Annotated in this window: 17 protein-coding genes; 12 read left to right on the forward strand and 5 right to left on the reverse strand. The window is 72.6% G+C overall.

Going from position 1 to position 19,122, the window contains the following annotated elements; genetic code table 11:
* Positions 1-22: 22 nt before the first annotated feature.
* Together N801_RS10110 and N801_RS10115 are read right to left on the reverse strand one after the other, a co-directional pair.
* Positions 23-859 (reverse strand): aldo/keto reductase, encoded by an 837-nt coding sequence (locus N801_RS10110; protein WP_052112839.1) that lies wholly within the window; start codon positions 857-859, stop codon positions 23-25.
* Positions 835-1,836, reverse strand: a complete 1,002-nt coding sequence (locus N801_RS10115) for a DMT family transporter (protein WP_245618355.1) — start codon at positions 1,834-1,836, stop codon at positions 835-837. Before N801_RS10115 ends, N801_RS10110 begins: the two co-directional genes overlap by 25 nt.
* A gap of 39 nt (positions 1,837-1,875) precedes the next feature.
* Here N801_RS10115 and N801_RS10120 point away from each other — a divergent pair, with 39 nt between their 5' ends.
* A complete protein-coding gene (locus N801_RS10120; protein WP_035937170.1) occupies positions 1,876-2,388 on the forward strand; it encodes a MarR family winged helix-turn-helix transcriptional regulator in 513 nt (170 codons plus the stop codon).
* A 27-nt stretch (positions 2,389-2,415) separates the two neighbouring features.
* Positions 2,416-4,200 carry an acetyl/propionyl/methylcrotonyl-CoA carboxylase subunit alpha gene (locus N801_RS10125; protein WP_035937171.1) on the forward strand — a complete coding sequence of 595 codons (1,785 nt, stop codon included), beginning with the start codon at positions 2,416-2,418 and terminating at the stop codon, positions 4,198-4,200.
* Between the two features lie 80 nt (positions 4,201-4,280).
* Here the strand turns inward: N801_RS10125 and N801_RS10130 are convergent, their stop codons facing one another.
* The 3 genes from N801_RS10130 to N801_RS10140 all read right to left on the reverse strand — a co-directional run bounded on the left by N801_RS10130 (position 4,281) and on the right by N801_RS10140 (position 7,287).
* Positions 4,281-4,907 (reverse strand): hypothetical protein, encoded by a 627-nt coding sequence (locus N801_RS10130; protein ID WP_035937173.1) that lies wholly within the window; start codon positions 4,905-4,907, stop codon positions 4,281-4,283.
* A 225-nt stretch (positions 4,908-5,132) separates the two neighbouring features.
* Entirely contained in the window at positions 5,133-5,786 is a 654-nt protein-coding gene (locus N801_RS10135; RefSeq protein ID WP_035937174.1) for an antitoxin, read from the reverse strand.
* 82 nt (positions 5,787-5,868) lie between these two features.
* Positions 5,869-7,287 carry an NAD(P)H-quinone dehydrogenase gene (locus N801_RS10140; protein ID WP_035937175.1) on the reverse strand — a complete coding sequence of 473 codons (1,419 nt, stop codon included), beginning with the start codon at positions 7,285-7,287 and terminating at the stop codon, positions 5,869-5,871.
* Between the two features lie 28 nt (positions 7,288-7,315).
* Here N801_RS10140 and N801_RS10145 point away from each other — a divergent pair, with 28 nt between their 5' ends.
* The 10 genes from N801_RS10145 (at position 7,316) to N801_RS10190 (ending at position 18,875) form a co-directional block, all read left to right on the forward strand.
* Positions 7,316-8,164, forward strand: coding sequence for a purine-nucleoside phosphorylase (locus N801_RS10145; RefSeq protein ID WP_035937178.1), 849 nt, complete (start codon positions 7,316-7,318; stop codon positions 8,162-8,164).
* An 8-nt stretch (positions 8,165-8,172) separates the two neighbouring features.
* A complete protein-coding gene (locus tag N801_RS10150; RefSeq protein WP_035937179.1) occupies positions 8,173-9,876 on the forward strand; it encodes a phospho-sugar mutase in 1,704 nt (567 codons plus the stop codon).
* A 42-nt stretch (positions 9,877-9,918) separates the two neighbouring features.
* Entirely contained in the window at positions 9,919-10,725 is an 807-nt protein-coding gene (locus N801_RS10155) for an isocitrate lyase/PEP mutase family protein (RefSeq protein ID WP_035937180.1), read from the forward strand.
* Positions 10,725-11,216 (forward strand): DnaJ family domain-containing protein, encoded by a 492-nt coding sequence (locus tag N801_RS10160; protein ID WP_035937181.1) that lies wholly within the window; start codon positions 10,725-10,727, stop codon positions 11,214-11,216. Before N801_RS10155 ends, N801_RS10160 begins: the two co-directional genes overlap by 1 nt.
* A 157-nt stretch (positions 11,217-11,373) precedes the next feature.
* The gene (gene deoC / locus N801_RS10165; protein WP_035937184.1) at positions 11,374-12,396 is read left to right on the forward strand and encodes a deoxyribose-phosphate aldolase; all 1,023 of its coding nucleotides are present in this window, start codon (positions 11,374-11,376) and stop codon (positions 12,394-12,396) included.
* A gap of 23 nt (positions 12,397-12,419) precedes the next feature.
* Positions 12,420-13,859, forward strand: a complete 1,440-nt coding sequence (locus tag N801_RS10170) for an aldehyde dehydrogenase family protein (RefSeq protein ID WP_035937186.1) — start codon at positions 12,420-12,422, stop codon at positions 13,857-13,859.
* Position 13,860: 1 nt separating this feature from the next.
* Positions 13,861-14,778, forward strand: a complete 918-nt coding sequence (locus N801_RS10175; protein ID WP_211254706.1) for an aldehyde dehydrogenase family protein — start codon at positions 13,861-13,863, stop codon at positions 14,776-14,778.
* A complete protein-coding gene (locus N801_RS10180) occupies positions 14,775-15,392 on the forward strand; it encodes a uridine kinase family protein (RefSeq protein ID WP_035937191.1) in 618 nt (205 codons plus the stop codon). Before N801_RS10175 ends, N801_RS10180 begins: the two co-directional genes overlap by 4 nt.
* A gap of 75 nt (positions 15,393-15,467) precedes the next feature.
* Entirely contained in the window at positions 15,468-16,853 is a 1,386-nt protein-coding gene (locus tag N801_RS10185; protein ID WP_035937193.1) for a magnesium chelatase ATPase subunit I, read from the forward strand.
* A 9-nt stretch (positions 16,854-16,862) separates the two neighbouring features.
* A complete protein-coding gene (locus tag N801_RS10190) occupies positions 16,863-18,875 on the forward strand; it encodes a vWA domain-containing protein (protein WP_035937196.1) in 2,013 nt (670 codons plus the stop codon).
* Positions 18,876-19,122: the final 247 nt, after the last annotated feature.

Below are 19,122 nucleotides of genomic sequence, written 5' to 3' on the forward strand. Positions count from 1 at the left end.
TCCGGGGACCGTAAAGAGGACCTCAGCCGTTGAACTCGTCAGGGTTCGGGCCGGTGCGCATCCCCCGGTCGAGGGCGGCGATCTCGGCCATGTCCGCCTCGGTGAGCGACACCTCGGCGGCGGCGAAGTTCTCGGCGATCCGCGACGGCGTCACGGACTTCGGCAGCACGACGAAGCCGCGGGCGAGGTGCCACGCGATGATGACCTGCGCGGGCGTGGCGCCGACCCGCTCGGCGATCGCGCCGATGACCGGGTCGTCGAGGACCTCCTTGCCGGACGCGAGCGGGCTCCACGACTCGGTGACGATGCCGTGCGCGGCGTTGAACTCGGCGACCTCGACCTGCTGCAGGTAGGGGTGGAGCTCGACCTGGTTGATCGAGGGCCACTCACCGGTCTCGTCGAAGAGCCGCTGGAGGTGCTCGACGTGGAAGTTGCAGACGCCGATGGCGCGCACCCGGCCGGAGTCGCGCAGCGCCTGCAGCGCCTTCCAGGCGTCGACGTAGCGGTCCTGCTCGGGGAACGGCCAGTGCAGCAGCAGCAGGTCGAGGGTGTCGAGGCCCAGGCGCTCCATCGAGCCGGTGAACGACGCCACGGTCTCCTGCGCGCCGAACTCGGTCGGCCAGACCTTGGTCGTCACGAAGATGTCGTCACGGGGGACGTCGGTCGCGGCCAGTGCCCGGCCGACCCCCGCCTCGTTGTTGTAGAGCTTGGCCGTGTCGATGTGGCGGTAGCCGGTCTCGAGGGCCGACAGGACGGCGGCGTCGACCTCCGCGTCGGGGACCTGCCACACCCCGAACCCGACCTGCGGGATCTCGATCTTCGCGGCGCCGGAGGTCAGGGGGATGTCGTTGATGGGCATGCTTCCACCGTATGCCGGGTGCGCACCTCCCGTGTGCGCCCGCCACCCCCAGCGTCTGCGGATCCGGTCGTCAGAACCACCGAATGCGCAGACGCAAGGAGGCGGCGGGTCTGAGGCTGGGCGAGGACCACGCTGCCGAGGACGAGGGCCATGCCGACCGCGTGGACGGGCCCGAACGGCTCGCCCAGCAGGGCCACGCCGAGCAGGACCCCGACGACGGGGTTGAGGAGGCCGACGACCGCGACGGACCCGGCACTCATCGACGCGAGCCCGCGGTACCAGGCGACGTAGGCGACGCCCGAGCCCACGAGCCCGAGGTAGGCGAGGGCGAGCCAGCCGGACAGCGGCAGCTGCGGCGGGGCGCCCTCGACGAGCAGGGCGACCGGAGCGAGGAGCAGCCCACCGGCGACGAGCTGCCACGACGTCACGACGATGACGTCCTCGTCGGCGCTCCACCGCTTCGTGAGGACGAAGCCGGCGCTGGCCGACGTCACCGCCCCGACGGAGGCGAGGACACCGATGACGTCGACCGAGCCCTGAGCGCCGTTCTGGAGGACGAGGAGCACGACGCCGAGGGCGCCGACCACCGAGGCGGCCAGGGTCGCCACCGCCGCCCGCTCACGCAGGAACAGCCACGCGAGAGCCATCGTCACGAGCGGGCCGACCGCGGTCAGCGTCGCGCCCAGCCCGCTCGGCAACCGGACCGCCGCGACGTAGAGGAGGCCGAAGAACAGTCCCATCGTCAGGGCGCCGAGGACGACCGAGCGCCACCACCAGTCGCCGCGCGGGAGGCGCCGGTGCCACGCCAGCATGAGCAGGCCGACCGGGAGGGCGCGCATCGCGCCGGCGAACAGCGGACGGTCGGGCGGGAGCCAGAGGTGCGTCACGGCATACGTCGAACCCCAGACCACGGGGGCGACCGCGGTGACGGCGACGAGGGCGAGGCCACCGAGCTGTCGCCGAGAGATACTTTCCATGGAAGGGATAATACCTTCTGTGGAAGGTATATTCCCCGTGTGACCGAGAAGCCGTATGCCGTCCCCGCCGACCGTGCCCAGCAGATCGTCGACCAGTGGCGCACCGAGCGGCCCGACCTGGACGCCACGCCCTTCCTCGTCATCGGCCGGCTGCACCGGGTCGCGGCGGCGCTGACGACCGAGCTGGTCCGCGTCTACGCCCAGTTCGGGCTCGGCGAGGGCGAGTTCGACGTCCTCGCGACGCTGCGGCGCCAGGGGGGTGACTGCGCGCTCACGCCGTCCGACCTCTCCGAGCAGACGGTCGTCACCTCGGGCGCCGTGACGAAGCGGGTCGACCGGCTCGAGGCGCTCGGCCACGTGGAGCGGCGACGCAGCGGCACCGACGGTCGCTCGAGGCTCGTCGCCCTCACCCCGTCGGGTCGGCGGCTCATCGACGAGGCGTTCGCCGCACACTTGGCGAACGAGCACCGGCTCCTCTCGGTCCTCTCCCCGGAGGAGCGCGCCGACCTCGAACGGACGCTGCTCGTCCTCTCGAGGTCACTCGACGTCTGAGCCCGCACACCCACTACAGTCCCGGTCATGGCCATCAGCAAAGTCCTCATCGCCAACCGTGGAGAGATCGCCGTCCGGATCGCCCGCGCCTGCAAGGACTCCGGCATCGGCTCCGTCGCCGTGTACGCCGAGCCCGACCGTGACGCCCTGCACGTCACGGTGGCCGACGAGGCGTACGCGCTCGGTGGCACCACCCCCGGGGACTCCTACCTGCTCCAGGACAAGCTCATCGAGGTCGCCAAGGAGGCCGGGGCCGACGCGGTCCACCCCGGCTACGGCTTCCTCGCCGAGAACGCCGACTTCGCCCAGAAGGTCATCGACGCCGGCCTCACCTGGATCGGCCCCTCCCCGGAGGCGATCGACGCCCTGGGCGACAAGGCCAAGGCCAAGCACATCGCCGTCAAGGCGAACGCGCCGCTGGCCCCCGGCACCAAGGACCCGGTCAAGGACGCCGACGAGGTCGTCGCCCTGGCCGAGGAGTTCGGGCTCCCCATCGCGATCAAGGCGGTCTACGGCGGTGGCGGTCGCGGGCTCAAGGTCGCCCACACCCTCGAGGAGATCCCCGAGCTCTACGAGTCCGCCGTCCGTGAGGCCGTCACGGCGTTCGGCCGCGGCGAGTGCCTCGTCGAGAAGTTCCTCGACCGGCCGCGCCACGTCGAGACGCAGTGCCTCGCCGACCAGCACGGCAACGTCGTCGTCGTCTCCACCCGCGACTGCTCGCTGCAGCGGCGCAACCAGAAGCTCGTCGAGGAGGCACCGGCGCCGTTCCTCACGGACGAGCAGAACGTCGAGCTCGTCCGCGCCTCCAAGGCCATCCTCCGCGAGGCCGGCTACGTCGGCGCCGGGACCTGCGAGTACCTCGTCGCCCAGGACGGCACCATCAGCTTCCTCGAGGTCAACACGCGCCTCCAGGTGGAGCACCCGGTGACCGAGGAGGTCACCGGCATCGACCTCGTGCGCGAGCAGTTCCGCATCGCCGACGGCGAGGAGCTCGGCTTCGACGACCCGACGCCGGTCGCCCACTCGTTCGAGTTCCGGATCAACGGGGAGGACGCCGGCCGCAACTTCATGCCCGCACCCGGCACCGTCACCCGCATGGTCGTCCCGCACGGGCCGGGGGTCCGCTGGGACGCCGGCATCGTCCAGGGGGACACCGTCGCCGAGGCGTTCGACTCGATGATCGCCAAGCTCATCGTCACCGGCCGCACCCGCAAGCAGGCCCTCGAGCGCTCGCGCCGGGCGCTGGCCGAGCTCGAGGTCGACGGCATGCCCACGGTCCTGCCGTTCCACCGCGCCGTCGTCGACAACCCGGCCTTCGCGCCCGAGGGCGACGCTCCGTTCACCGTGCACACCCGCTGGATCGAGACCGAGTTCGACAACCAGATCCCGCCCTTCTCCGCCGACGGCGCTGCCGGCGACGGCGACGGCGAGGAGACGGGAGAGCGCCAGCGCGTCACCGTCGAGGTCGGCGGTCGACGCCTCGAGGTCGTCCTCCCCGCCGGCCTCTCCCTCGGTGGCGGGGGCGGCGGTGGCGCGGCGAAGAAGAAGGCGCCCAAGCGCTCCGGGGGCAGCAAGGCCGGGGCCGCGGCGTCCGGCGACTCCCTCACCGCGCCCATGCAGGGCACGATCGTCAAGGTCGGCGTCGAGGACGGGGCCGAGGTGGCCGCCGGTGACCTCGTCGTCGTGCTCGAGGCGATGAAGATGGAGCAGCCGATCACCGCGCACAAGGCCGGCACGATCAGCGGGCTCGCCGCCTCGGTGGGCGCGACCGTGACCAACGGCCAGGTCCTCTGCGAGATCAAGGACGCCTGACGGCACGTCGCTCGAACCGCACACGAGAACGCGGCGCCTCCCGGGGGAGGCGCCGCGTTCTCGTCGCCGGGCGAAGCCGGTCACCCGAGGAACGTCACGATGTCCTGGCAGAAGTCGCGCTCACCGAGCTGACGGATGCCGTGGTCGGCGAGGACCTCGAAGCTCAGCTCTTCGTCGTCGTCCGGATTGTCGAGGTCGTTGAGGTCGACGGTGGCGGTGTAGCGCACCATGCCGGCGTCGACGCCGACGAGCTTGCCGTCCTGGTCGAACAGCTTCCAGCCCAGGCGGTCCGCCCACGTGGCGGTGAGGATGCCGGAGTCGTCGATGTCGATCTTCTGGTCCTTCCAGCTGAACGACGAGAGGTCATGGAAGCTCGCCCCGGTCTCGACGTTCGTGTACGTGTTCGACGACGTCACCTTGAAGCTGCCGAAGTAGCGGTCGCCGCGACGGACCATCGTCATGTCGGTGACCGTGCCCTTGCCTTCCCACAGGACGATGAAGGGCACGTCGCAGAAGTCGTCGCCGTGCTCCTCCTGCTCGATGTGGCTCTCGTTGAAGGTGAAGTGGTCGCGGAAGACGATGTTGCCCTGGTTCTCGCCGGGGGCGGCCCCGGCAGGGGCTGAGGCCGCGACGGTCGTCGACGCGGCGAGTGCGGTGGCGGCCGCTGCGGCACACCATCCGCGGCGCGAGATGGAACGGTGGGACATCAGCGCCTCCTCTGAGGTTCAGCGGACGCCGCACACGTCACCGTGGCGGCGACGCGAGGCTGACGGGCAGCACTCGGTGAGGCTCACGCTAGGAGCACGGCCGAGACGCCCACAATGTGCATTCCCCCACCCGACCTGACCATCTTTTCCCGGCGGAGATCACCCGAACGCCCCGTATGCCGGTCACCCGGATGCCGGGCGTTCGTCGAGGTGGTGCTGCTCGCGTCAGCGCCTGGGCGGCGCGCCACCTCCGCCGGACACGTCGTCCTGGCCGAGGTCGATCCGGTCGCCGCCGTCTGCGGGCTGGGTCCCGCCGGGCTGGCTCGCCGCGCCCGCGTCACCCTGCTGGGTGCTGCCACCCTGCGGGAGCCCGCCACCCTCGCCCGGGCTGGCGGACCCTGCCGACGGGGGCTCGGAGTCCGGCGCGGGGAAGCCCGTCTCGGGCAGCTGCGGCTCGCCGTCACCGGGGATGATCGACCCCGGCTCGGCCGGGTCCTGCCGCGGCTGGGGGTCGTCGCCGGTGCCCGGGGCGGGGCTGGGCACGGGGACCTCGGAGGGCTGCTCGGGGGCCGACGGCGACGGCGGCTCGACCGGGGTCGTCGGCGTGGTGGGGGTCGTGGGCGTGGAGCCCGGGTCCGCGGGAGGGGCGCTCGGGTCGGCCGGGACGGTCCCGCCCTCGTTGCTCGGCAGGCCCAGCTGCTTCTCGACCATGTCGCCGCCCTTGTCGATCGCGCCGGAGAACTTGCCGCCGGTCTTCGCGTCGAGGAAGTCCTCGACCTTGTCGATGGCGCTGCGGGCGGAGTCGGGGTTGTCCTTGGCGTACTCCTTGGCCCTGGTGATGGCCTCGTCGCCGCTGATCGGCTGCTTCTGGTCGCTCATCGTGCTCACGTCTCCCAAAGATGTCGCGTGGTCCGGACCTCTCCAAACTAGCGACGCGACCGGGCGGGAGGGGGCTTGGCGCTCAGCTGCCGGTGGCGTGCAGCCGGCGTGCGGCCTCCGCGATGGTCCCGGAGAGCGAGGGGTAGACCGTGAACGTGCTCGCCACCTGGTCGACGTTGAGCCGGTGGTGCACGGCCAGCGTCACCGGGAAGATCAGCTCGGACGCGCGTGGCGCGACGACGACGCCGCCGATGACCGCGCCCGAACCCTTCTGTGCGAACAGCTTGACGAAGCCGTCGGTGATGCCGGCCATCTTGGCCCGGGGGTTGCGGGACAGCGGCATCATGACGACGTCGGCATCGGCCGTGCCGTCGTCGATCGCCTTCTGGGAGATGCCGACGGTGGCGATCTCGGGGTCGGTGAAGATGTTGGCCGAGACCACGCCGAGGTTGAGCGGGGCGACGGCGTCGCCGAGGGCGTGCGACATGGCGATGCGTCCCTGCATCGCGGCCACGGACGCGAGCGGCAGGACCCCGGTGCAGTCGCCCGCGGCATACACCCCGCGCACCGAGGTGCGCGAGACACGGTCGACGACGATGTGCCCGGACGGCGTGAGGTCGACGCCGATCTCCTCGAGCCCCATGTCCGCGGTCTGCGGGACGGAGCCCACGGCCAGCAGTGCGTGCGACCCCTCGACCTCGCGGCCGTCCTCGAGCCGCACGACGACACCGTCGCCGCGGCGCTCGACGGAGGCCATCCGCGAGCGCCCGAGCACGTCCATGCCGCGGCGTGTGAAGACGTCCTCGATGACGGTGGCGGCGTCGGGGTCCTCGCCGGGCAGGACCCGGTCGCGCGAGGACACGAGGACGACGTCGGACCCGAGCCCGAGGTAGGCCTGGGCGAGCTCGGCCCCGGTGACGCCCGAGCCGACGACGACGAGCCGCTCCGGCAGGGCGTCCAGGTCGTAGATCTGCTGCCACGTGAGGATGCGCTCGCCGTCGGGCTGCGCCGAGGCCATGACCCGGGGGGTGGCACCGGTCGCGACGAGGACGACGTCGGCGTCGATCGTCTCCGTGCCGCCGTCGGTGAGCGTGGCCTCGACCCGGGTGGGGGACAGCAGCCGGCCGGTGCCCCGGAGCACGCGGACACCGACCTCGTCCACCCGCTCGCCGATGTCGTGGCTCTGCGCGGCGGCGAGGTCCTTGACCCGGGCGTTGACCTCGGCGAGCTCGGCGACGGCGTCGCTCACCGCGTCGCCCTCCCCGTCCTCGAGGTGCACGCCGAGGTGGGCGGCGGTCTCGAACTCGGACATGTAGTCGGCCGTGGAGATGAGCGTCTTGGAGGGGACGCAGTCGGTGAGCACCGCAGCGCCACCGAGCCCGTCGCGGTCGACGATCGTCACCTCGCCCCCGAGGTGGGCGGCGACGAGGGCGGCCTCGTAGCCGCCGGGTCCGCCCCCCAGGATGACCACTCGACTCGTTCGCCCGTTCACGCGGCCCATCCAACCACGCGGCCGATACCCTGCTCGCGTGACCGACAACGCCGCCGCCCCGCGCTCGCTCGACCTCGCCGACCCCGCGACCGACCCGTTCGCGGTGGCCGAGGCCGCGGCCGCGGTGATCCGCGAGCGCACGGGCGTCGCGACCCACGACGTCGCTCTCGTCCTGGGCTCCGGCTGGGGCCAGACCGGCGACCTCATCGGCGAGACCCTGGTCGAGATCGACAACACCGACGTGCCCGGTTTCGGCAAGGCCGCCGTCGCGGGCCACTCGGGCACGATGCGCTCCGTCGCCATCGGCGACACCGGTCGCCGCGCCCTGGTCTACGGCACCCGCACCCACTTCTACGAGGGCCGTGGCGTCCGTGCCGTCGTCCACGGGGTGCGCACCGCGGCCGCCCTCGGCTGCCGCACCATCGTCCTCACCAACGGCTGCGGCGGGCTGCACGAGGAGTGGCTACCCGGGACACCGGTCATCATCAGCGACCACATCAACCTCACCGCCCACTCCCCGATCGAGGGCGCGAACTTCGTCGACCTCACCGACGTCTACACCCCGCGGCTGCGCGCCCTCGCCCGTGAGGTGGACGGCGACCTCAACGAGGGCGTCTACGTCCAGTTCCGCGGACCGCACTACGAGACCCCGGCCGAGGTGCGCATGGCCCGCGTGATGGGCGGCGACCTCGTCGGCATGTCGACCTCCCTCGAGGCGATCGCGGCGCGGCAGAGCGGCATGGAGGTCCTCGGCATCTCGCTCGTCACCAACCCCGCGGCCGGCATCTCCAAGACCCCGCTCGACCACGCCGAGGTCCTCGAGGCCGGCCGTGACGCCGCCGACCGCTGCGGCCGGCTCCTCGCCGCCGTCGTCGCCAAGATCTGAAGGACGCCATGACGTATGCCGGCCGGCACCAGTCCCCGGGCACGCCCGACTCCGAGACCCCCGACGCGGAGCTCGTCGAGGCCGCTCGCGCCTGGGCCGCCGACGACCCCGACCCGCAGACCCGGGCCGAGCTCGAGGCGGTCATCGCGGCGGCGTCCGGCGGTGACGCGGCGGCGAGGGACGACCTCGCCGACCGGATGTCGGGGATGCTCCAGTTCGGCACCGCCGGCCTGCGTGGCGCCCTCGGGGGCGGTCCGAACCGGATGAACCGCGCGGTGGTCATCCGCGCGGCAGCCGGCCTCACGGCATACCTCCGGAAGAGCCAGCGGTCCCCGATGGTCGTCATCGGGTTCGACGCCCGGGTCAACTCCGACGTCTTCGCCCGTGACACCGCGGCCGTCGTCGTCGGCGCCGGTGGGGTCGCTGCCGTGCTGCCGCGGCCGCTCCCGACGCCGGTCCTCGCCTATGCGATCCGTCACCTCGGGGCCGACGCCGGAGTCATGGTGACGGCCAGCCACAACCCACCCGAGGACAACGGCTACAAGGTCTACCTCGGCGACGGCTCCCAGATCGTCTCGCCCGCGGACGTCGAGATCGCCGCCGAGATCGCCCGCGTCGAGCGGGTTGCCGACGTGCCGCTGCCCGACGACGGGTGGGAGACGCTCGACGAGTCCGTGCTCGAGCGCTACCTCCACGACGTCGTCAGGGTCGTGTCCCCCGACTCCCCGCGCGACCTCGTCGTCGTCCACACGGCCCTCCACGGTGTGGGCTCCGAGACCGTGGCGCGAGCGTTCGACGGGGCGGGGTATGCCGTCCCGCTGCCGGTCCCGAGCCAGGCCCAGCCGGACCCCGCGTTCCCGACCGTCTCCTTCCCCAACCCCGAGGAGCCCGGGGCCATGGACGCGGCGCTCGACCTCGCCGAGCAGACCGGGCCCGACGTCGTCATCGCCAACGACCCCGATGCGGACCGCTGCGCCGTCGCCGTCCCCGGCCCCGGCGGGTGGCGGATGCTGCGCGGCGACGAGGTGGGCGTCCTGCTGGGGGCGCACCTGCTGGAGCGCGGCGTCCCGTCGAACGCCGTGTTCGCCAACTCCATCGTGTCGTCGCGGATGCTCGCCACCGTGTGCCGGGCCGCCGGGATCGCCCACGAGGAGACGCTCACCGGCTTCAAGTGGATCTCCCGGGTGCCGGGACTGAGGTACGGCTACGAGGAGGCGCTCGGCTACTGCGTCGACCCGTTGCAGGTGCGGGACAAGGACGGCGTCTCGGCGGCGCTCGTCGTCGCCGAGATCGTCGCGACGCTCAAGGCCTCCGGTCGGTCCGTCCCCGACCGGCTCGACGAGCTGGCCGTGGCGCACGGAGTGCACGCGACCGACGCCTTCTCGGTGCGCGTCGAGGACCTCTCGCTCATCGACACGATCATGGCGAGGCTGCGCGCGGAGCCCCCCACGACCGTGGCGGGGGTGGGCGTCGCCCGTCTCGACGACCTCGCGGCCGGTGACGGCGGGCTCCCGCCGACCGAGGGCCTGCGCTGGTTCCTCGACGACGACTCGAGGGTCATCGTGCGCCCGTCCGGGACCGAGCCCAAGCTCAAGGTCTACCTCGAGGTGGTCGAGGCCGTCACCGAGGGCGACCTCGCCGGGGCCCGGTCGCGGGCCGCGGTGCGGCTCACGGCCATCCGGTCCGACTTCGAGGCGGCCACCGCCCTCTGAGGAATACAGTGGACGTCTTCCGGGACTGAGGCGAGGTGCGACATGGGCGTCCACGACGACCGCGTATCGGAGTTCCACCGGCTGCACGCCACCGGGTGCTTCGTCATGCCGAACCCGTGGGACGTCGGGAGTGCGCGGGTCCTCGAGCGGATGGGGTTCCCCGCGCTGGCCACGACGAGCGCCGGGCTGGCCTGGTCGCTGGGCCTCCCGGACGCCGAGGTCGGGGTGGAGGACGCCCTCGAGCACCTGCGCGCCGTCGCGGGAGCCGTGTCGGTGCCGGTGAACGCCGACTTCCAGGGCGGGTACGCCGAGGAGCCCGCGGGTGTCGCCGAGAACGTCCGGCGGGCCACCGACACCGGCGTCGCCGGGCTCTCGATCGAGGACTCGTCGGGCGACCCGGACGAACCGCTGCTCGGCTTCGACCTCGCGGTCGCACGGGTCGCGGCCGCGCGACGGGCGATCGACGAGTCCGGGACCGGTGTGCTGCTCACCGGACGGTCGGAGGGGTTCGTCGTCGGGCGGCCGGACCTCGACGAGGCGATCCGCAGGCTGCGCGCCTTCGCCGAGGCCGGTGCGGACTGCCTCTACGCGCCACGGCTCACCCGGCTCGAGGACGTGACGGCGATCGTCGAGGCGGTGGCGCCCCTGCCGGTCAACCTGCTCGTCAACAGCCCGTTCACGACCGTCGCGGAGGCGGCCGCGCTGGGTGTGCGGCGGATCAGTGTCGGCGGCACCCTCGCGCGCACGGCGTGGGGTGGGTGGCTCCCGGCCGCGCAGGAGATCGCCGACGAGGGCACCTTCTCGCGGTTCGTCGACCTCCCCGACGTCGAGGGGCTGTTCGGTCACTGATGTCGTTCCAGGAGTCGTGGGTCGAGAAGCAGATCCGGGAGGCGCAGGAGCGGGGCGACTTCGACAACCTGCCGGGGGCCGGTCGTCCGCTGCAGGGGCTCGACGACCCGGACCCCGACTGGTGGGTCAAGAGGATGATGGCCCGCGAGGGGCTCGACCTCGCCGACGCGATGCCGCCGGTGCTCATGCTGCGCCGCGAGTTCGCCGGGTTCCCGGAGTCGCTCGTGGAGCTGCGGACCGAGGAGGGCGTCCGCGAGGTGCTGTGCGACTACAACCTGAGGGTCGTCGACGACCGCCGCCGGCCGGTTCTCGGGAAGCAGTCCCCGGTGTGGGCGCCGACGGTCGACGTGGAGGACATGCTGCGACGGTGGCGCGAGCTGCGGGCCGAACGCCTCGCGGCACAAGCCCCGGAGCCGGGGCCGGAGCCGGAGCCCGGGCCGCCGGCGAGCCCGCCCCGGCGGCGCCGCTGGTGGCAGATCTGGCGCCCCTGACGCCCGGCTCGGCGAGCCGACCCGGCTCGCGAGCCGACCGGGTGCTCCCGAGCCGGATCGAAGCGGCTCACGAGGGCACTCCCGGCTCGCGAGCCGCTTGTCCTGTGCGGCTCCTGCGCGCCACGGGGTGCTGCCCGGGCACGGATAGACTCCGTGGGTGAACACCCCCGCAACGGACGTCGACTCCACGCTCGACGCCACGGCTCGCGCCCGCGACCTCGTCGGCGTCTCCCGACTGACGAACTCGGCCCTCACCGGCTGGCTCCACGGACTCCCGGGAGTCGACCAGGTGGGCTGCGAGGCCCGCGCCGCCGGGCTCGGCACCCGCTCGATCAAGACGACGAGCAAGGCGTGGGCCATCGACCTCGCCATCTCGATGATCGACCTCACGACGCTCGAGGGCGCCGACACCCGGGGTCGGGTGCGAGGACTCGCCGCCAAGGCGCTCCTCCCCGACCCGAGCGACCTCAGCACCCCCCGCCCGGCAGCGGTCTGCGTCTACGGCGACATGGTGACGACGGCCAAGGAGGTCCTCGGCGACAGCGGCGTCAAGGTCGCGGCCGTCGCCACCGCGTTCCCGAGCGGCCGGGCGAGCATGGCCGTCAAGCTCGCCGACACCCAGGACGCCGTGCGGGCCGGCGCCGACGAGATCGACATGGTCATCGACCGTGGCGCGTTCCTGTCGGGCGACTACCTCACCGTCTTCCACCAGATCGCCGAGGTCAAGAAGGCGTGCGTCCGCGCCGACGGCAGTGCGGCTCGGCTCAAGGTCATCATGGAGACCGGCGAGCTCGTCACCTACGACAACGTCCGCCGCGCCAGCTGGCTGTCGATGCTCGCCGGTGGCGACTTCATCAAGACGAGCACCGGCAAGATCCAGCCGGCCGCGACCCTCCCGGTCACCCTCATCATGCTCGAGGCCGTGCGCGACTGGCGCGACCTCACCGGGACGATGGTCGGGGTCAAGCCCGCCGGTGGCATCAAGACGAGCAAGGACGCGATCAAGTTCCTCGTCACCGTCCACGAGATCGCGGGCGAGGACTGGCTCGACAACCACTGGTTCCGGTTCGGCGCGAGCAGCCTGCTCAACGACCTCCTCCTCCAGCGCCAGCGGATGACGACCGGCGCCTACTCCGGCGCCAACTACATCGCCGACGACTCCCCCTCCACGGCCTACTGAGCGAGACGACAGGACAACGCGAGATGCCCACCTTCGAGTACGCACCGGCCCCCGAGTCCCGGGCCGTCGTCGACCTCCAGAGCTCCTACGGCCTGTTCATCAACGGCGAGTTCGTCGACGGCGGCGGCACGAGCTTCAAGTCGATCAGCCCCGCCACCGAGGAGGTCCTCGCCGAGGTCTCCGAGGCGACCGACGCGGACATTGACAAAGCAGTCGCGGCGGCCCGCAGTGCATACACCCGGGTCTGGTCGCGCATGAGCGGCGCCGACCGCGGCAAGTACCTCTACCGCATCGCCCGCATCCTCCAGGAGCGGGCGCGCGAGTTCGCCGTCCTCGAGACCCTCGACAACGGCAAGCCGATCAAGGAGAGCCGCGACGTCGACGTGCCGATCGCGGCGGCGCACTTCTTCTACCACGCGGGGTGGGCCGACAAGCTCGAGTACGCCTCTCTCGGAACCAATCCGCGCCCGCACGGCGTCGTCGGCCAGATCATCCCGTGGAACTTCCCGCTGCTCATGCTCGCGTGGAAGATCGCTCCTGCCCTGGCCACCGGCAACACCGTCGTCCTCAAGCCGGCCGAGACGACGCCGCTCACCGCGCTCCTCTTCGCCGAGGTGTGCCAGCAGGCGGAGCTGCCCCCGGGCGTCGTCAACATCGTCACCGGCTCCGGCCCCACCGGCCAGGCCATCGTCGACCACCCCGGCATCGACAAGATCGCCTTCACCGGCTCGACCGGCGTCGGCAAGATGATCGCCCGGTCCATCGCCGGCACCCGCAAGAAGGCGACGCTCGAGCTCGGCGGCAAGGCGGCGAACATCGTCTTCGACGACGCGCCCATCGACCAGGCCGTCGAGGGCATCGTCAACGGGATCTTCTTCAACCAGGGCCACGTCTGCTGCGCGGGCTCGCGCCTGCTCGTGCAGGAGTCGATCGCCGACGAGTTCGACCGCCGGCTCAAGCGGCGCCTCGGCACGCTGCGCGTCGGCGACCCGCTCGACAAGAACACCGACGTCGGGGCCATCAACAGCCGCGCCCAGCTCGACCGCATCGTCGCGCTCACCGACGTGGGCGAGGGCGAAGGTGCCGTGCGCTGGGACAGCGGGTGTGCGCTTCCGACCAAGGGCTTCTGGTTCCGCCCCACGATCTTCACCGGGGTCAGCCAGACGCACCGGATCGCGCAGGAGGAGATCTTCGGGCCGGTCCTGTCGGTCCTCACCTTCCGCACGCCGCAGGAGGCCGTCGCCAAGGCGAACAACACCCCCTACGGCCTGTCCGCGGGCATCTGGACCGAGAAGGGCTCGCGCATCCTCTGGATGGCCGACCAGCTCAAGGCCGGTGTCGTGTGGGCCAACACGTTCAACCAGTTCGACCCGACCAGCCCGTTCGGCGGGTACAAGGAGTCCGGGTACGGCCGCGAGGGCGGTCGCCACGGTCTCGAGGCCTACGTGAAGACGGGTGCGTGAGATGGCTCGCGTGGATGTGAAGAAGACCTACAAGCTCTACATCGGGGGCAAGTTCCCGCGCAGCGAGAGCGGCCGCTCCTACGAGGTGTATGCCGCGCCGTCCACGACCCGGCGCCCCAGGACTGAGCCCCCGAGGTTCCTCGCCAACGCGGCGCAGGGATCGCGCAAGGACGCCCGTGACGCGGTGACCGCAGCACGCGCCGCGCAGCCCGGCTGGGCCGGCGCCACGGCGTACAACCGCGGTCAGGTCCTCTACCGCGTCGCCGAGGTCATGGAGTCGCGCCGCCCCCAGCTCGTCCAGGAGGTTCGCGACGCCGAGGGCCTCAGCCCCGCCGCCGCGGAAGCCGTTGTCTCACAGGCGATCGACCGCTGGGTCTGGTATGCCGGGTGGTCCGACAAGTACGTCCAGATCCTCGGTGGGCTCAACCCCGTCGCGGGGCCGTACTTCAACATCTCCGCGTCCGAGCCCACCGGCGTCGTCGCCGTCCTCGCCCCGCAGGGCTCGAGCCTGCTCGGTCTCGTGTCGGTGCTCGCGCCGATCATCGTGTCCGGCAACGCCGCCGTCGTCGTGACGAGCGCCGACCGCCCGCTGCCGGCGATCACGCTCGCCGAGTGCCTCGCCACGTCGGACGTCCCCGGCGGGGTCGTCAACATCATCAGCGGCAAGGCGTCCGAGATCGCCCCGTGGCTCGCGAGCCACCGCGACGTCAACGCCATCGACCTCTGCGGCGCCGCCGACGCCGACGGGGTCGACTGGGCCGCCCTCGAGGAGGCCAGCGCCGACAACCTCAAGCGCGTCCTGCGACCCGCGGGCGAGGGCGCCGGCGCCGTCGAGCCCGACTGGAGCCAGACCCCCGACCTGTCCCGACTCACCGCCTTCCTCGAGACCAAGACGGTCTGGCACCCCAAGGGCCGGTGAGCGCCGCCGACCCACGGGCCCGCGTCGTCGTCCTTGCCGGACCGAGCGGGTCCGGCAAGTCCCGGCTGGCCGAACGCCTCCACGAGGCACACGGCTGGCCGATCGTGCGGCTCGACGACTTCTACCGCGACCAGGACGACCCCGCGAACCCGCGCAGCGCCGAGCTCGGGATGGTCGACTGGGACCACCCCGGATCGTGGAACCTCGACGCCGCCGTCGCCGCCGTGTGCGAGCTCGTCGAGACCGGCTCGACCCTGACGCCGGTCTACGACATCTCCCGGAGCCGGGCCGTCTCGACGACGACGCTCACGGCACGTCCGGACGACCTCGTGCTCGCCGAGGGGATCTTCGCCGCCGAGGTCGTGGCCCCGCTGCGTGCGGCGGGGGTGCTGCACAGCGCCTGGTGCATCCACCACCGCCCCTTCGTGACGTTCGTGCGGCGGCTGGTGCGCGACCTCGCGGAGCGGCGCAAGAGCCCGATGGTGCTCGTGCGGCGCGGGCTGGCCCTCATGCGGGCCGAGCCCGAGGTGATCCGCCGCCAGGTCGAGCTCGGCGCCGAGGCCGCCCGCGCCAAGGACGTCGAGGCCCGGCTGGCCGCCCCCTCCCACGACTGAGGCGCGGTCGCCCGGGCGCGCACCCGGCATACGGCTGACCCCGGGCGGGGTTGCGCCCGGGGTTAGCGTGGAGGGGTGACTGCACCTGAGCCCCGCACCGTCGGTCAGCTGCGCGCGTCGGGACACGAGCCCAAGAAGCTCCGCCAGGAGATCCGTGACAACCTCCTCGCCAGGCTCCGGGCCGGCGAGGACCCGTGGCCCGGCCTGCACGGGTTCGGCGACTCGGTGATCCCCCAGGTCGAGCGGGCGCTGCTCGCCGGCCACGACGTCGTCCTCCTCGGGGAACGCGGGCAGGGCAAGACCCGGCTGCTCCGGGCCCTGGTCGGCCTGCTCGACGAGTGGACGCCCGTCATCGACGGCTCCGAGCTCGGCGAGCACCCGTTCGAGCCGATCACGCCCGCCTCGATCCGACGCGCCGCGGAGCTCGGCGACGACCTGCCGGTCACGTGGCGACACCGCAGCGAGAGGTACGCCGAGAAGCTCGCGACGCCGGACACGAGCGTCGCCGACCTCATCGGCGACGTCGACCCGATGAAGGTGGCCGAGGGCCGCAGCCTGGGCGACCCGGAGACGATCCACTTCGGGCTCATCCCGCGCAGCCACCGCGGCATGGTCGCGATCAACGAGCTGCCCGACCTCGCGGAGCGGATCCAGGTCGCGATGCTCAACGTCATGGAGGAGCGCGACATCCAGATCCGCGGCTACGTCCTGCGCCTCCCGCTCGACGTCCTCGTCGTGGCCAGCGCCAACCCCGAGGACTACACCAACCGCGGCCGGATCATCACCCCGCTCAAGGACCGCTTCGGAGCGGAGATCCGCACCCACTACCCGCGCGAGATCGAGGAGGAGATCGCGGTCATCGCGCAGGAGGCCCATCTCGTCGCCCGTGTGCCGGCCCATCTCCTCGAGGTGCTGGCCCGCTTCACCCGGGCGCTGCGCGCGTCCTCGAGCGTGGACCAGCGGTCGGGGGTGAGCGCCAGGTTCGCCATCGCCGGGGCAGAGACCATCGCCGCCGCGGCGCTGCACCGCGCGACGACCCGCGGCGAGGACGTGGCGGTCGCGCGCGTCATCGACCTCGAGACCGCCGTGGCCGTGCTCGGCGGCAAGATCGAGTTCGAGACGGGCGAGGAGGGCCGTGAGCCCGAGATCCTCACCCACCTGCTGCGCACGGCCATCGCCGAGACGGTGCGCGCGCACCTGGGAGGGGTCGACCTCCGCCTGCTCGTCGACGCGATCGAGGGGGGCGCCACCGTCACCACGGGCGCCCGCGTCAGCGCCCGCGACTTCCTCGCCGGTCTGCCCGTGCTCGGCGAGTCCGACCTCTACGACCAGGTCACCGACCGCCTGGGTGCCACCGACGACGGGTCGCGCGCGGGTGCGATCGAGCTCGCCCTCGAGGGCCTCTACCTCGCGCGCCGGATCGGCAAGGAGACGGGCGCCGGGGAGACCGTCTATGGCTGAGCCGCGACCATGAGCCGCTACCGCAGGTACGACGGCGGCGACCCGCTCGCTCCCCCGGTCGACCTCGCCGAGGCGCTCGACGCCATCGGGCAGGACGTCATGGCCGGGTCGTCGCCCGAGCGGGCGATGCGCGAGTTCCTGCGGCGCGGCGGGCAGGACCGGACCGGGCTCGACGACCTCGCGCGCCGGGTGGCCGAGCGGCGCCGGGAGATCCTCGAGCGCCACGACCTCGACGGCACGATGCGCGAGGTGCGCCGGCTCCTCGACACGGCGGTGACGGCGGAGCGCGGCCAGCTCGCCCGCGACATCACCATGGACGACGGCGACCGCGCCTTCCGCGAGCTCAGGCTCGAGAACCTCCCCACCTCCACCGCGTCCGCGGTGAGCGAGCTGTCCGACTACGACTGGCAGAGCCGCGAGGCGCGTGAGGCCTACGAGCAGATCAAGGACCTCCTCGGCCGCGAGCTCCTCGACCAGCGCTTCGCGGGGATGAAGCAGGCGCTCGAAGGCGCCACCGAGGAGGACCGCGCGGCCGTCCAGGAGATGCTCTCCGACCTCAACGACCTGCTGGAGAAGCACGCCCGGTCCGACGGGTCCCCCGAGGCGACCGCCGAGGTCGACCGGGCCTTCGCCGAGTTCATGGACAAGCACGGCGACTTCTTCCCCGAGAACCCGCAGAACGTCGACGAGCTGGTCGACGCCCTCGCCCAGCGCGCCGCGGCCGCCCAGCGGATGCTCGCCTCGATGACGCCCGAGCAGCGCGCCGAGCTCATGGAGCTGTCCCAGCAGGCCTTCGGGTCACCGGGGCTCATGGAGCAGCTCGCGCGGATGGACGCCAACCTGCAGGCGCTGCGCCCCGGCGAGGACTGGTCGGGGTCGGAGACCTTCGAGGGCGGCGAGGGGCTCGGGCTCGGCGACGGCACGGGAGCGCTCCAGGACCTGGCCCAGCTCGACGCTCTCGCCGACCAGCTGTCGCAGTCCTACGGCGGTGCGCGCCTCGACGACGTCGACCTCGACGCGCTCGCCCGCCAGCTCGGCGACGAGGCCGCCGTGGACGCCCGGACCCTCCAGGAGCTCGAGCGCGCGCTGCGCGACAGCGGCTACCTCAGGCGTGGCTCCGACGGCGAGCTGCGGCTCTCGCCGAAGGCGATGCGACAGCTCGGCAAGTCTCTCCTGCGCGACGTCGCGGACCGGATGAGCGGCCGCTCCGGCGCCCGGGAGACACGCACGTCGGGGCTCGCGGGTGAGCCGTCCGGCGCCACCCGGCGGTGGGAGTTCGGCGACACCGAGCCGTGGGACGTGCCGCGCACGATCACCAACGCGGTGCTGCGCGACGGCGGGTCGCCGGTGCGCCTGCGGATCGACGACGTCGAGGTCGGCGAGACCGAGGCCCGGACGCAGGCGGCGGTCGCGCTCCTCGTCGACACCTCCTTCTCGATGGCCATGGACGGCCGCTGGGTGCCGATGAAGCGCACCTCCCTCGCGCTGCACCAGCTCATCCGGTCGCGCTTCCGGGGCGACCGGCTCCAGCTCATCGGCTTCGGCCGGCACGCGGAGGTGATGGAGATCGAGCAGCTCACCGCGCTCGATGCGCGCTGGGCCAAGGGCACGAACCTGCACCACGCGCTGCTGCTGGCCAACCGGTTCTTCCGCCAGCACCCGAACGCCCAGCCGGTGCTCCTCGTCGTCACCGACGGCGAGCCGACCGCCCACCTCGAGCCCGACGGCGAGGTCTGGTTCGCCTACCCGCCCGACCCGGTGACGATCGCCCACACCGTCCGCGAGCTCGACGGGTCGGCACGGCTCGGGGCGCAGGTGACGTTCTTCCGGCTCGGCGAGGACCCCGGCCTGGCCCGCTTCATCGACTCGATGGCCCGGCGGGCGGGCGGTCGGATGGTCAGCCCCGAGCTCGACGACCTCGGCGTCGCGGTGGTCGGGTCCTACCTCGGCTCACGCGGGCCGGGCACCTCCTACCGTGACCACTTCGCCGACTGGCCGGGAGGCCGCGGCTTCTGGGCCTGACCCGGCTCCCGGCCGGGGCCCCTCGGGACACCGGTGCCTCGGTTAGGGTTCTGACGAGTTCACCGCCACGGGGAAGGCAACGCATTGAGCGACCAGGGTTGGACCGCACCCGGTCAGGGTTCCGGACGCCCGGACCAGGGGCCGCCGCCTGCCGGCGGGTATGCCGGCCGGCCCGGTCCCCCGGCCCCGCAGGGTCCGCAGTCCCCCCAGACCCCCCAGGCCCCGCCGCCGTCCCGCTACGTCCCCC

The organism is Knoellia aerolata DSM 18566, assembly GCF_000768695.1.
Taxonomy (GTDB): Bacteria; Actinomycetota; Actinomycetes; order Actinomycetales; family Dermatophilaceae; genus Knoellia; species Knoellia aerolata.